We start from the raw sequence: 13,156 nt of genomic DNA on the forward strand, positions 1-13,156 counted from the left end.
CGCCTCGAAGGGTTAAAGCACGACCAGAAACACCAACCTGCACGGGGGGCGGATGACCGGCGAGCCGCCGCAAACGCTTTTTAAGGTTTACGGACCGCGCACCCCGCCCTGCCACAAAGTGGAGAGAATGAGACTATGAGCAAAGTTATCGGCATCGACCTTGGCACCACCAATTCGTGTGTGGCGGTCATGGAAGGCGGGCAGGCCCGCGTTATCGAGAACACCGAAGGCGCGCGCACCACGCCGTCTGTTGTGGCGTTCACCGAAGATGGCGAGCGCCTGATCGGTCAGCCCGCGCGCCGTCAGGCCGTGACCAATCCCGAGCAGACCTTCTTCGCCATCAAGCGCCTTATCGGCCGCAACATGAACGACCCGACGGTCAAGAAGGACGCCGACATGGTGCCCTACAGAATCGTCCCCGGTGATAATGGCGATGCCTGGGTGGAAGGGCGCGACAAGAAATACGCGCCGGCCGAAATCTCCGCCTTCATCCTGCAGAAAATGAAAGAGACGGCGGAAAGCTATCTCGGCGAGAAGGTGGAAAAGGCCGTCATCACGGTTCCCGCCTACTTCAACGACGCCCAGCGTCAGGCCACCAAGGACGCCGGCAAGATCGCCGGGCTTGAAGTGCTGCGCATCATCAACGAGCCGACCGCAGCCGCGCTCGCCTATGGCCTCGACAAATCGGGCGAGTCCAAAACCATTGCCGTTTACGACCTTGGCGGCGGCACGTTCGACATCTCGATCCTGGAGATCGGTGACGGCGTGTTCGAGGTGAAGGCCACCAATGGCGACACTTTCCTGGGCGGTGAAGATTTCGACATGCGCATTGTCGATTACCTTGCCGACGAGTTCAAAAAGGAAAACGGCATCGACCTTCGCAAGGACAAGCTGGCCCTCCAGCGCCTGAAGGAAGAGGCTGAAAAGGCCAAGAAGGAGCTCTCCAGCGCCTCTGCCTATGAGGTCAATTTGCCCTTCATCACGGCGGACGCCTCCGGCCCGAAACACCTCAATCTCAAACTGTCCCGCGCCAAGCTGGAAGCGCTCGTTGAAGACCTCATCAAGCGCACGATCGAGCCGTGCAAGGCGGCGCTGAAGGATGCCGGCATCTCCACCGGCCAGATCGACGAGATCGTTCTGGTGGGCGGCATGACGCGCATGCCGAAGGTGCAGGAGGCGGTGAAAACCTTCTTCGGCAAGGAACCCCATCGCGGCGTGAACCCCGATGAAGTTGTTGCCATGGGCGCGGCCATTCAGGCCGGCGTGCTGCAGGGCGATGTGAAAGACGTGCTGCTGCTCGACGTGACCCCGCTTTCGCTGGGCATCGAGACGCTGGGCGGCGTGTTCACCCGCCTCATCGACCGCAACACCACCATCCCGACCAAGAAGAGCCAGACCTTCTCCACCGCTGATGACAATCAGACGGCGGTGACGATCCGCTGCTTCCAGGGTGAGCGGGAAATGGCCGCTGATAACAAGCTCTTGGGCCAGTTTGATCTGGTCGGCATTCCCCCTGCCCCGCGCGGCATGCCGCAGATCGAGGTGACGTTCGATATCGATGCCAATGGCATTGTGAATGTCTCCGCGAAGGATCAGGCGACCGGCAAGGAGCAGGCCATCCGCATCCAGGCGTCTGGCGGTCTGTCCGACGCTGACATCGAAAAAATGGTGAAGGATGCCGAGGCCAATGCCGAGGCCGACAAGAAGCGCCGCGCGCTGGCCGAGGCCCGCAATAATGCCGAGGCGCTGGTCCACCAGACCGAAAAGCAGCTCGAAGAGTTTGGCGACAAGGTCTCGGCGGAAGACAAATCCTCCATCGAGACCGCCATTTCCGAGCTGAAAGAGGTCAAGGATGGCGAGGATGTCGAAGCCATCCAGCAGAAGACGCAAGCTGTCCTGCAGGCGGCCATGAAGCTGGGCGAGGCCATGTACGCCCAGCAGCAGGCGGCTGGCGGTGATGAAGGCGGTTCGGACGACAACACCCCGGACGGGGATGATGTGGTCGATGCCGAGTTCACCGAAGTGGACGGCGACGACAAGAAGAAGAGCGCCTGATAACGGCGTGCAGATGCTGACAGCCCCGGCTCCCTGAAGGTGGGCCGGGGCTTTTGCCTGATACCAGCAAGCATTCAGACCGGCGGACCATGTCCAAGCGAGACTATTACGAAATCCTGGGTGTTGAACGCACCGCCGATGCGGGCGCGATCAAAAGCGCCTACCGCAAGCTCGCCATGCAGTATCACCCCGACCGCAATCCGGGCGATGCGGAGGCCGAAGCCAAGTTCAAGGAAGTAGGCGAGGCTTACGCCATCCTGTCGGACGCCGACAAGCGCGCCGCCTATGACCGGATGGGCCATGCCGCCTTCCAGAATGGCGGGGCTGGCGCGGGCGGCCCGTTCGGGCCGGGCGGATTTGGCGGCGCAGCCGATTTTGCCGACATATTCGAGCAGGTCTTTGGTGATGCCTTTGCCGGGCGCGGCGGCGGACGCCGGCGTTCCGGCCCGGCGCGCGGCTCTGATCTGCGCTATGACATGGAAATCACGCTGGAAGAGGCGTTCAACGGCAAGGATGCCAAGATACGCGTCCCTACCACCGTTTCCTGCGGCCATTGCGAGGGATCGGGCGCGGAACCCGGCTCCAAGATCATCACCTGCGAAACCTGTAACGGCGCGGGGCGCATCCGCCGCACACAAGGCTTCTTCACCATGGAGCAGACCTGCCCGACCTGTGGCGGGCGTGGCCAGTATGTCGAAACGCCCTGCCGGGAATGCGACGGCGTGGGCCGGGTGCGCAAGAACCGCGAGCTGCAGGTGCAGGTGCCGCCGGGCGTGGAGGACGGCATGCGTATCCGCCTTGCCGGTGAAGGCGAGGCGGGCGGGCGCGGCGGCCCGCCGGGCGATCTCTATATTTTCATCTCCGTCAGGCCGCACGACATTTTCGAGCGCGACGGACCCAATCTCTATTGCCGCGCGACCGTGCCCATGGTGACGGCGGCGCTGGGCGGCGAGATAATGGCCCCCACCATCGAAGGCGGGCGCGCCGAAATGCATATTCCTGCGGGCTCCCAGACCGGCCGGCGCATGCGCCTGAAGGGCAAGGGCATGGCGCGCCTCAAAGGCGGCGGCGCGCGCGGCGACATGTTTGTCGAGCTGTTTGTCGAGACCCCGCAAAAGCTGTGCGAGCGCCAGAAAGAGCTCTTGCGTGAATTCTGCGAGCTTTCCGGCGATGGCTGCAATCCCGACAGCGACGGTTTCTTCAAGAAGGTCAAGCGCTTCTGGGATGATGTGCGCGGCGATGATGAAGCGCGCCCCAGCGCCTGATTCACCGTCATTCACGCCCTGCTAACCGAATGGGTCTGCAATATCAGGTCTGATTACGGGCGGGAGTGAAAGCAGTGAGCACGCCACCGGGCAAAATTCTCAAGATTGCGGTTCTCGGCGCGTCGGGGCGGCTTGGCCGCCTCATCATGGCCGAGATCACGCGCCGGCCCGATATGGAGCTGGTGGCGGGCGTTGTCCGCCACGATTCGGTGATGCTGGGGGCCGATCTGGGCGAGCTGGCGGGTACCGCCCTGACCGGCATCGAAACCAGCGTCTCCATGCGCGATGCGGCGGACGCGGCCGATCTGGTGATTGATGTCTCCGGACCGCAGGCCAGCGCCGCCTTTGCCCGGCAGATCACAGAGCGCGGCGGCCCGCCTTTCGTGTGCGGCGTTACCGGGCTTGGCCAGGACGAGATGGCGATGCTCAACGCCGCCTCGCAATCAGTGCCGGTGCTCTATGCGCGCAATTTCTCGCTGGGCGCTGCGGTCACGCGCTGGCTCGCCAGTGAGGCAGCCCGGCTATTGCCGCCTGAGCAGTTTGATCTGGAAATCGTCGAGGCCCATCATCGCCGCAAGGCCGATGCACCCTCCGGCACGGCATTGGCCATTGGCGAGGCGGCGGCCGAGGCGCGCGGGCTTGATTTCGAAACCCAGGCGATTTTTGACCGGCCGCGTCAGGGCGCCGCGCGCCCCGTCGGCGCGATTGGATTTTCTGCCATTCGCGGCGGCGGCGCGATTGGCGAGCATTCGGCGCTGTTCCTGGGCGCGTTCGAGGAGCTGGAAATCCGCCACCGCGCCAATGACCGCTTCATCTTCGCGCGCGGCGCGCTGGAAGCCGGCAAATGGCTGACCGGGCAGGCGCCCGGCCTTTACGGTATTGAGGATGTGCTGGGGTTGAAGTGACCCTAGTGCGCCTGTCCCCAGGTGAGGGCGGCCTTGGCCTCCACCACCAGCGGCACCGACAGATCGACCGCAGGCAGGGCCGCCTTGCCCATCACTTCCTGCACCAGCGGGATCAGCGTCTCCGCCTCGTCTTCAGGGCATTCAAAGACTAGCTCGTCATGCACCTGCAACAGCATGCGCGCCTTCAGGCCCGCCTGCTCAATCGCCGCGTCCATGCGCGCCATGGCGCGGCGGATGATATCAGCGGCTGAGCCCTGAATGGGCGCGTTGATGGCCTGACGCTCGGCAAACTGGCGCATGGCCGGGTTCTTGTCGCGAATGCCGGGGAAGTGGCAGCGCCGGCCGAACACGGTCTCGATATAGCCCTGCTCGCGCGCGGTCTCCTTCATCGCGTCCATATAGGCGGCGATGCCGGGGAATTTTTCAAAATAGCTTTCGATATAGGCTTTCGCCTCATCGCGCTTGATCCCCAGATTATTGGCAAGGCCGAAGGCGGAAATCCCGTAAATAATGCCGAAATTGATGGCCTTCGCCTTGCGCCGCGTCGCGCCGTCCATCTGGTCCAGCGGCACACCGAACATTTCAGACGCCGTCATGGCGTGAATGTCATGGCCTGCCTTGAAGGCGTCTTTCAGGGCATCGACGCCCGCAATGTGGGCCAGCAGGCGCAGCTCGATCTGGGAATAGTCGGCCGCGACCAGCACATGACCCTTCTCGGCCACGAAGGCTTCGCGGATCAGGCGGCCTTCCTCGGTACGGATCGGGATGTTCTGCAGGTTCGGATCAGAGCTGGACAGCCGCCCGGTCGTCGTCGCCGCCAATGAAAAGGACGTATGCACCCGCCCGGTATCCGGATTGATCGCGGCTTTCAGCGCGTCCGAATAGGTCGATTTCAGCTTGGCAAACTGCCGCCAGGTCAAGAGCGCGCGCGGCAAAGCATGACCCTCATTGGCGAGCTCTTCGAGCACGCTCGCATCGGTCGACCACGCGCCCGTCTTGGTCTTTTTCCCGCCGGGCAGGCCCATATCGCCAAAAATGATATCGCCAATCTGTTTCGGACTGCCCAGATTGAAATGCGTGCCTGCGGCCTCGAACGCTTCTTCCTCCGCCTGCGCCATGCGCTGGGCAAACTCCGATGAAAGCCTTGAGAGCTGGGCGACATCGACCTTGATGCCATTGAGCTCCATCTTCGCCAGCACGGCGGGCATGGGCCGCTCCAGCGTCTCGTAGACGGTGGCAAGGCCCTTGCCGGCGAGACCCGGCTTTAAAAGCTCATGGAGGCGCAGCGTGATGTCGGCGTCCTCGGCGGCGTATTCGGTGGCGCGTTTAAGGTCGATCTCGCCAAAATGCTTCTGGTTCTTGCCTGTGCCAGCCACCTCCTTGAAGGCGACCGGCTTGTGGCCGAGATGCAGCTCGGAAAGCTCGTCCATGCCATGCCCGTGCAGGCCCGCCTCCTGCACATAGGAGATCAGCATGGTGTCATCGATCGGGGCCATGATGATCCCCTGACGGGCCAGCACGGCGAGATCATATTTGATGTTCTGACCGACTTTCAGGACGGCGGGGTCTTCCAGCAGCGGCTTTAGAAGGCCGATGGCCTGCGCCATCTCGATCTGCTCAGGCCGCCCCCCGCCATCGGCAAGATCCCCGCCCAGATGGGCAAGCGGGATATAGCAGGCTTCGCCCGGCTTCACCGCGATGGAAATACCGACAAGCCCGGCCGCCGTTGCCGACAGGGCGTCGGTCTCGGTATCAACCGCGATGACGCGCATGCGCTTTGCTTTTGCGATCCAGCTTTGAAGGGCGTCCACCGTCTGCACGCAGGCATAGCCGGAGCGGTCAATCGGCGCGGTCGCATCGCCTGTCTCGTCGGCGGGCCCTGCCCCCAGCGCCTCCTCCACCCGCCGTGTGATGGTGCGGAACTCCATGGAGCGCAAAAACGCGATCAGCTTTTCGCCGTCCGGGTCCGCCGCGCCGAAATCCTCCAGCGCATCAGGGGTTTCGATATCGTCTTTCAGCGTCACCAGCAGCTTGGAGATGCGGGCATTCTCCGCATTCTCGATCAGCTTGGTGCGCCGTGCAGGCTGCTTGATCTCTTCTGCCCGCGCCAGCAGGGTTTCAAGATCGCCATAGGTGTTGATGAGTTCAGCCGCCGTCTTGATGCCGATGCCCGGCACGCCCGGCACATTGTCCACGCTGTCACCAGCAAGCGCCTGCACGTCGATGACGCGCTCCGGGCCAACGCCGAACTTCTCGCGTACCTCCGCATCGCCAATCCGGCGCACCTTCATCGGGTCCAAGAGCGTCACCTGATCATTGACCAGCTGCATCAGATCCTTGTCGGAGGAGGCGATGGTGACGCGCGCGCCCTTCTCGGCGGCCTGGCGGGCATAGGTGGCAATCAGGTCATCGGCCTCAAACCCGTCCATCTCGATGCACGGCAGGTCAAACGCCTTGGTGGCATCGCGGATGATGGCGAACTGGGGCCGAAGGTCCTCGGGCGGTTCGGGCCGGTGCGCCTTGTATTCGGGATAAAGATCATTGCGGAAGGTCTTGGCCGAATGATCGAAAATCACGGCCAGATGCGTCGGCTGGTCCTCGCCCTTCAAATCCTCCAGCAGCTTCCACAGCATGTTGCAGAAGCCCTGCACCGCACCGACCGGCGTGCCGTCAGAGCGCGTGAGCGGCGGCAGGGCGTGATAGGCGCGGAAGATATAGCCCGACCCGTCCACCAGATAGACATGGGAGTCTTTGGTAACGGGGCGTGTCGTGGCCATGGGAAGCGTCCTTGGGAAGCGGGCGAGGGAATATTGAGGGCGCAAACTAGGCCCGCTTCGTGATCGGGGCAATCAGGCGGGGTGTGGCGGGTGTTGCCCGGCCCGCCGAGACGCAGGAGCTTGCCGACGCCCCGGCGCGGGTCGATAGTCGCAAACTGATGGCGAAACGCTGTGTGGAGGTTTCTTCGATGGCAATGAGAACGGGATTGTTTGCGCTGATGTTCGCCTCGGCGATCGTGGGTTGCGGCCAGGATATCTACATCACGAATGTCGAGCGCCATTACACTGAGCACGGATCACCGCGGAACGTCTCGATAGCGCTGCTGGAGGGGCACTTCATGAAAGGTGAGTTCGGCAATTATCTTTGCGATACTCCGAGGTGCCGGTTCATGATCGCCATTCAAGCCGATATACCATCATCCTGTATCGACCGAGTTGACGGACAGCATGTGGGCGTCTCTGGAAGGATATCACGTGGCGCGCTCACCGATATCGATTCCATCCACCTCCCCGATAACTCTGTAGCCTGCGTCCTTTAGGCTCTCGCCACCACTGCCGCGCGCGCTTTGCGATGCCCGGCTGCGGCGCTAATCCACACGCCATGACCCTTGCCTCGCTGGCCGCGTTTGGCGGCGCGCTCTTCATCCTGTTCTTCACGCCGGGGCCGGGCAATGCCGCCATGGTCGCGCGCACGATTGATGCGGGGCCGGTACATGGCTGGCTCTATGGCAGCGGCATCATTACCGGTGACATTGTCTGGCTGACGGTGGCGGTGACGGGGCTTGCCGCGCTGGCAGAGCGGGCAGGGCCCTATGTCTGGATCGGCAAGGCGATTGGCGTCGCAATCCTGTTGTGGATGGCCTGGGGCAGTCTGCGCTCCGGCCTGTGGCCAAAACCGCCTGCCCCCGTCACCTCCGGCCTCAAGCGCACGGCAGGTTATGGCGCGACCTATCTTGCAGGTGTCGCCATGCCGCTGACCAACCCCAAGGCGATCCTCTTCTATCTCGCCTTCCTTCCTGCCTTCTTTGATCTATCGACCGTGCGCATGACCGATTACGCGGTGATGGTGGCGATGATGCTGGCGCTTTTCATGCTCACCACGGCGGTCCATGTGACGCTGGCAGAGCGGGCGCGGGGCTGGCTGGTGGCGAAGGGTGTGAAATCGCGCGCTGACCTTGCCACGGCTTTTGTCATGGCAAGCGTGGCGGTATGGCTTGCTATCAGCTAGAAAAAACCCATGAGCGAGAACACGAATCAGGAATATGGCGCGGACAGCATCAAAGTCCTCAAAGGGCTCGATGCCGTTCGCAAACGTCCGGGCATGTATATCGGGGATACCGATGACGGTTCGGGCCTGCACCACATGGTCTATGAGGTGGTCGACAACGCCATTGACGAGGCGCTGGCGGGCCACTGTACCGAGGTGCGGGTAACCCTGCATGCGGACGGTTCGGCGAGCGTTTCCGATGACGGGCGCGGCGTGCCGACCGCCATCCATGAGGGCGAGGGCGTCTCGGCCGCTCAGGTCATTATGACCCAGCTCCATGCCGGCGGTAAGTTCGACCAGAATTCCTACAAGGTTTCCGGCGGCCTGCACGGGGTGGGCGTGTCAGTGGTGAATGCGCTTTCCGAATGGCTGGATCTCACCATCTGGCGCGATGGCAAGACGCATTATATGCGCTTTGTCCATGGCGAGCCGAAGGATGGCGAGGATCTGAAAGTCATCGGCGAGGCGCCGCTGCGTCCCAATGGCAAGCCGCTCACCGGCACCGAGGTGCGCTTCCTGCCCTCCGACAAGACCTTCTCCGAGATCGTATTCGAGCGCGCGCGCCTGCATCACCGCTTAAGGGAGCTCGCCTTCCTCAATTCGGGCGTACGCATTGTCCTGCGTGATGAGCGCGAGGCGGAAGCCTTTGAGGAAGTCCTGCAATATGATGGCGGGGTGGCCGCCTTCGTGAAGCATCTCGACCGCGCCAAATCCCCGATCTTCCCCGAGCCGATCGTGATCCTGGGTGATCGTGACGGGGTGACGGTGGAGGCCGCGCTGCAGTGGAATGACAGCTATCACGAGAACATGCTGTGCTTCACCAACAACATCCCGCAAAGGGATGGCGGCACGCACCTGGCGGGTTTCCGCGGCGCGCTGACGCGCATCATCAATAATTATGCGGCGAGCTCCGGCCTGGCCTCGAAAGCCAAGGTGGCGATCACGGGCGATGATGCGCGCGAGGGGCTGACCTGCGTGCTCTCGGTGAAGGTGCCGGACCCGAAATTTTCCAGCCAGACCAAGGACAAGCTGGTCTCCTCCGAAGTGCGCCCGGCCGTTGAGGGCGCGGTGTTTGAACAGCTTTCCGAATGGTTTGAGGAACACCCGGCCGAGGCCAAGGGCATTGTCTCCAAAATCATCGAGGCGGCAGCCGCCCGCGAGGCCGCACGCAAGGCGCGCGAGCTGACCCGGCGCAAGAGTGCGCTCGATATCACTTCCCTGCCCGGCAAGCTCGCCGACTGTCAGGAAAAAGACCCCTCCAAGTCTGAAATCTTCATCGTCGAGGGTGATTCCGCCGGCGGTTCGGCCAAGCAGGGCCGCAACCGGGAGAATCAGGCTGTGCTGCCGCTGCGCGGTAAAATCCTCAATGTGGAGCGCGCGCGCTTTGACAAGATGCTCTCCTCCGATCAGGTGGGCACGCTTATCACCGCTCTTGGCACCGGCATTGGCCGCGACCAGATCGACTATGACAAGCTGCGCTACCACAAGGTCATCATTATGACCGACGCCGACGTGGACGGCGCGCATATCCGCACGCTGCTGCTCACCTTTTTCTACCGGCAGATGCCAGAGCTGATCGAGCGCGGCCATCTCTATATCGCCCAGCCGCCGCTCTACAAGGTCACGCGCGGGCGCTCTGAACGCTATATGACCGATCAGGCCGAGATGGACGCCTCCCTCATCGAGGAAGGCTCCGCTGAAGCCAGCCTGAAGCTCGGCACAGGCGAGATCGTCACTGGCGCCGACCTGGCCGAACGCGTGAAAGCGGCCAGAGGCGTGGTGCTGGCCACCGCCCGCCTGACCGCCCGCGCGCCTGCCTTCGCGCTGGAAGCGGCCGCGCTGGACGGGGCGCTCAACCCGGAAGTGACGCAGGAGCTGGCCGAAAAGGTCGCCGTGCGCCTCAACCGCGCCGCAGACGAGGGCGAGGATGGCTGGATGGGGCTGGTGCCGCCTGAAGGCGGACTGGTGCTCAAGCGCGAAGTGCGCGGCGTGACCGAGGCCGTGGTGCTCGATGATACGATCCTGGCCAGCCCCGATGCGCGCCGCCTGTCAGAGCGTGCAGCCGCCATTGCCGAGGACTATACCGGCCCGCTTCTCTTTACCCGCAAGGGCGAGGAGACAGTGATCCATGGCGCCTGGCAGCTGATGGACACGGTGATCCGCGCCGGGGCCAAGGGCATGAAGATCCAGCGCTATAAGGGTCTGGGCGAGATGAATCCCGGCCAGCTCTGGGAAACCACGCTCGATCCCGATGCGCGCTCCCTGCTTCGTGTGTCGGTGAAGGAAGCCGATACCGCCGACGATCTCTTCGCCAAGCTGATGGGTGATGTGGTGGAGCCGCGTCGCGAGTTCATCCAGGAGTTCGCCCTCGAAGCTGAGGTGGATGCTTAGGCCATCTTCTCTCGTCATGCCCGCGCAGGCGGGGATGCGGGTGATCCATGCCTCTTTTGGTTGCGCAACGCATCCGCGTTGCGATGTTCCGCGAAAAGTCGCGGGCGCGCAGTCGCGCTTTTCAGGCCGCTATGCGGCCTGGAAGCCCTCGTCCTTCGAGACGGCTTCTGACGAAGCCCCTCAGGATGAGGGCTTAGGCGTACTTTTCCCTCATCCTGAGGGCGAACGCAGTGAGCGTCTCGAAGGATCAGGGAAAAGAACCCTAACCCCCCAGCTCCATGAACGCCTCGTACTGGCTCAAATACACCTTGCCGGTGAGGTGATTGAGGAAGCCGGAGCGTTTGAGCCGGTCCATGACCGGGCCTTTCACCTCGGAGAGGTTGAAGGAGAGCCCGCCCTCCTTCAGGCGCTGGTTGATGACCTCAAGACTTTCCAGCGCGCTGGCATCAATCGCGTTCACCGCCGGGCACATCAGCACGAAATGCTTTGCCTCGGGCTGTGCGGCAACGAGCTCCAGCACGCGATCTTCCAGATAGCGGGCATTGGGAAAATACAGGCTTTCATCCACGCGCAGCGTTATCAACCTTGGCGATAGCGTTACGGCGTGGCGGTCCACATTGCGGAAATGCTCGGTGCCGGGAACCAGGCCGACAATGGCCGTATGCGGGCGGCTGGTCTTGTAGAGATGCAGGCCGATGGAGAGCACGACGCCGGTGAGTATGCCCGCCTCCACCCCCACCAGCAGCGTGGCGAGTATGGTGCCGGTCATGGCCGCGCCATCGCTTTTTGAATAGCGCCAGGTCCGCCGGATGATCGGGAAATCCGCCAGCGAGAGTACGGCCACGATGATCGTGGCCGCCAGCACGGCAACGGGCAGATCGGCAAGCCAGGGCGTCAGGAACAGGCTGGCAAGCCCGATCCCGATGGCGGTAAACGCGCCTGCGGCGGGTGTGGCCGCTCCGGCATCGAAATTGACCACCGAGCGGGCAAAGCCTCCCGTCACCGGGAAGCCGCCGGAGAAACCAGCACCGATATTGGCCGCGCCGAGCCCGATGAGCTCCTGATCAGGATCGATGCGCTGGCGGCGCTTGGCGGCCAGCGTCTGCGCGACCGACACCGATTCCACAAAACCCACCGCTGACAGAAGCAGCGCCGGGCCGATGAGGGCGGAGATCAATGCTGGATCAACGGACGGCAGGGTGAAAGGCGGCAAGCCGGCCGGAATATCACCCACCGTCGCCACACCGTGTGCGGAGAGATCGAAAATCTTCACCGCCGCGATGGATGCCGCGACCGCCAGCAGGGGCGCGGCGCGCCCGATCAGGTTGGCATAGAATTTCGGCAGGCCGAGCCGCCAGAGCAGGTCAGCGGCGCCTTTCCTCGCCCATGCGAGGAAGGCAAGGGCGGGTATCGCCACGGCGAGCGTCCACAGATTAGCCTCGCCAATGGTCGTGACGAGGCTGGCGGCAATCTCGACGCCCGTATGCCCGCCCGCCCCGGTGCCGAGAATATGGCGCATCTGCCCGGCGGCGATCAGCAGGCCGGCGGCCGTGATGAAACCGGAAATCACCGGGTGGGAGAGGAAGTTGGCGATAAAGCCCAGCCGGAACAGGCCCATGGCGACAAGGATTACGCCGGAGAGCACGGCGAGGGTAAGTGCGGCGGTGATATAGCCCATGGAGCCTTCATCGGCGACGCGGCCCACGGCGACCGCCGTCATCAGCGAGATCACCGCCACCGGCCCGACGGCGAGCGTGCGGCCTGTCCCGAAGATCGCGTAGAGCACCAGCGGTGCCATGGAGGCGTAAAGCCCGGTTTCGGGCGGCAGTCCGGCCAGCATGGCATAGGCCAGCGATTGCGGGATCAACATGATGGTGACGATCACCGCCGCCATCAGATCGCTGACAAGCGTTTCGCGCCGGTATTCCCGGCCCCATTCCAGAATGGGCAGATAGCGGGAGAGCTTCACCTGCGATGGTCCTTACGCATTGTTGCCATGGCGCGCGGCGAGCGCCGGGGCAAGCGGGGCAAGATCATACCCGGCGCGCGCGCCCGCCTCGATGAGGCTCGCCGGTTCTGCGGTACGCGCCTGCGAGAGCGCCCACAGGCAGGTGGAGCGGGTGCCGGAGCGGCAATAGGCCATCACCTTGCCGTCTGCGCTGTCCAGAACCTCGCCAAAGGCCGAAATCGCGCTTTCGGGGAACTGCCCGCCGGAGACGGGGATATGATGAAAGGCGATGCCCGCCTCCCGTGCCGCGGCCTGCAACTCGCTCAGAGGCGGCTGGCCCGGCTCCTCACCATCGGGCCGGTTGCAGATCACCGTCGAATAGCCTTCAGCCGCGAGCGCACGGATCTCGTCTGCGCTCAGCTGGCCGGCAACCGAAATCGTGGGCGTGAGGGGTTTATGGGGCATGGGAGTGTCCTTGGAAGGGGTGGGTCAGGCTGGAAAAATCAATCATTGTCATGGCCCGGCCAAGCGCAGGCGAGGTCCGGGCC

9 protein-coding genes are annotated in these 13,156 nt (G+C 63.4%); 6 read left to right on the forward strand and 3 right to left on the reverse strand.

The genetic code is table 11. The features are described 5' to 3' along the window. The first annotated feature begins 135 nt into the window (after nucleotides 1-135). The 3 genes from dnaK (at nucleotide 136) to dapB (ending at nucleotide 4,225) form a co-directional block, all read left to right on the forward strand. Complete coding sequence (gene dnaK, locus AB6B38_RS11665; RefSeq protein WP_371393025.1) at nucleotides 136-2,055, forward strand: molecular chaperone DnaK; 1,920 nt, start codon at nucleotides 136-138, stop codon at nucleotides 2,053-2,055. An 89-nt stretch (nucleotides 2,056-2,144) separates the two neighbouring features. Then, the gene (dnaJ, locus tag AB6B38_RS11670) at nucleotides 2,145-3,320 is read left to right on the forward strand and encodes a molecular chaperone DnaJ (protein ID WP_371393026.1); all 1,176 of its coding nucleotides are present in this window, start codon (nucleotides 2,145-2,147) and stop codon (nucleotides 3,318-3,320) included. Nucleotides 3,321-3,394: 74 nt separating this feature from the next. Then, entirely contained in the window at nucleotides 3,395-4,225 is an 831-nt protein-coding gene (dapB, locus tag AB6B38_RS11675) for a 4-hydroxy-tetrahydrodipicolinate reductase (RefSeq protein ID WP_371393027.1), read from the forward strand. A gap of 2 nt (nucleotides 4,226-4,227) precedes the next feature. On the opposite strand, the gene polA is transcribed toward dapB, so the two are convergent. Then, entirely contained in the window at nucleotides 4,228-7,002 is a 2,775-nt protein-coding gene (polA, locus tag AB6B38_RS11680; RefSeq protein WP_371393028.1) for a DNA polymerase I, read from the reverse strand. A gap of 83 nt (nucleotides 7,003-7,085) precedes the next feature. On the opposite strand from polA, the gene AB6B38_RS11685 reads away from it, so the two are divergent. The 3 genes from AB6B38_RS11685 (at nucleotide 7,086) to gyrB (ending at nucleotide 10,660) form a co-directional block, all read left to right on the forward strand. Beyond that, nucleotides 7,086-7,541 carry a hypothetical protein gene (locus AB6B38_RS11685; RefSeq protein ID WP_371393029.1) on the forward strand — a complete coding sequence of 152 codons (456 nt, stop codon included), beginning with the start codon at nucleotides 7,086-7,088 and terminating at the stop codon, nucleotides 7,539-7,541. 62 nt (nucleotides 7,542-7,603) lie between these two features. Further along, nucleotides 7,604-8,230: a LysE family translocator gene (locus tag AB6B38_RS11690; RefSeq protein ID WP_371393030.1), complete on the forward strand. Its 627-nt coding sequence runs from the start codon at nucleotides 7,604-7,606 to the stop codon at nucleotides 8,228-8,230. 9 nt (nucleotides 8,231-8,239) lie between these two features. Next, nucleotides 8,240-10,660, forward strand: coding sequence for a DNA topoisomerase (ATP-hydrolyzing) subunit B (gene gyrB / locus AB6B38_RS11695; RefSeq protein WP_371393031.1), 2,421 nt, complete (start codon nucleotides 8,240-8,242; stop codon nucleotides 10,658-10,660). Between the two features lie 262 nt (nucleotides 10,661-10,922). On the opposite strand, the gene AB6B38_RS11700 is transcribed toward gyrB, so the two are convergent. After that, nucleotides 10,923-12,629 carry a SulP family inorganic anion transporter gene (locus tag AB6B38_RS11700; RefSeq protein WP_371393032.1) on the reverse strand — a complete coding sequence of 569 codons (1,707 nt, stop codon included), beginning with the start codon at nucleotides 12,627-12,629 and terminating at the stop codon, nucleotides 10,923-10,925. A 12-nt stretch (nucleotides 12,630-12,641) separates the two neighbouring features. Continuing rightward, entirely contained in the window at nucleotides 12,642-13,073 is a 432-nt protein-coding gene (locus AB6B38_RS11705; RefSeq protein ID WP_371393033.1) for a TIGR01244 family sulfur transferase, read from the reverse strand. Between the last annotated feature and the right edge of the window lie 83 nt (nucleotides 13,074-13,156).

It is taken from the genome of Glycocaulis abyssi (assembly GCF_041429775.1).
Lineage (GTDB): Bacteria > Pseudomonadota > Alphaproteobacteria > Caulobacterales > Maricaulaceae > Glycocaulis > Glycocaulis abyssi.

Excerpts from the sequence above, each read along its gene's own strand:
- AB6B38_RS11690 (WP_371393030.1), top strand. The coding sequence starts at position 7,604 with ATGACCCTTGCCTCGCTGGCCGCGTTTGGCGGCGCGCTCTTCATCCTG.
- dnaK (WP_371393025.1), top strand. The coding sequence starts at position 136 with ATGAGCAAAGTTATCGGCATCGACCTTGGCACCACCAATTCGTGTGTG.
- dnaJ (WP_371393026.1), top strand. The coding sequence starts at position 2,145 with ATGTCCAAGCGAGACTATTACGAAATCCTGGGTGTTGAACGCACCGCC.
- AB6B38_RS11705 (WP_371393033.1), bottom strand. The coding sequence starts at position 13,073 with ATGCCCCATAAACCCCTCACGCCCACGATTTCGGTTGCCGGCCAGCTG.
- gyrB (WP_371393031.1), top strand. The coding sequence starts at position 8,240 with ATGAGCGAGAACACGAATCAGGAATATGGCGCGGACAGCATCAAAGTC.
- polA (WP_371393028.1), bottom strand. The coding sequence starts at position 7,002 with ATGGCCACGACACGCCCCGTTACCAAAGACTCCCATGTCTATCTGGTG.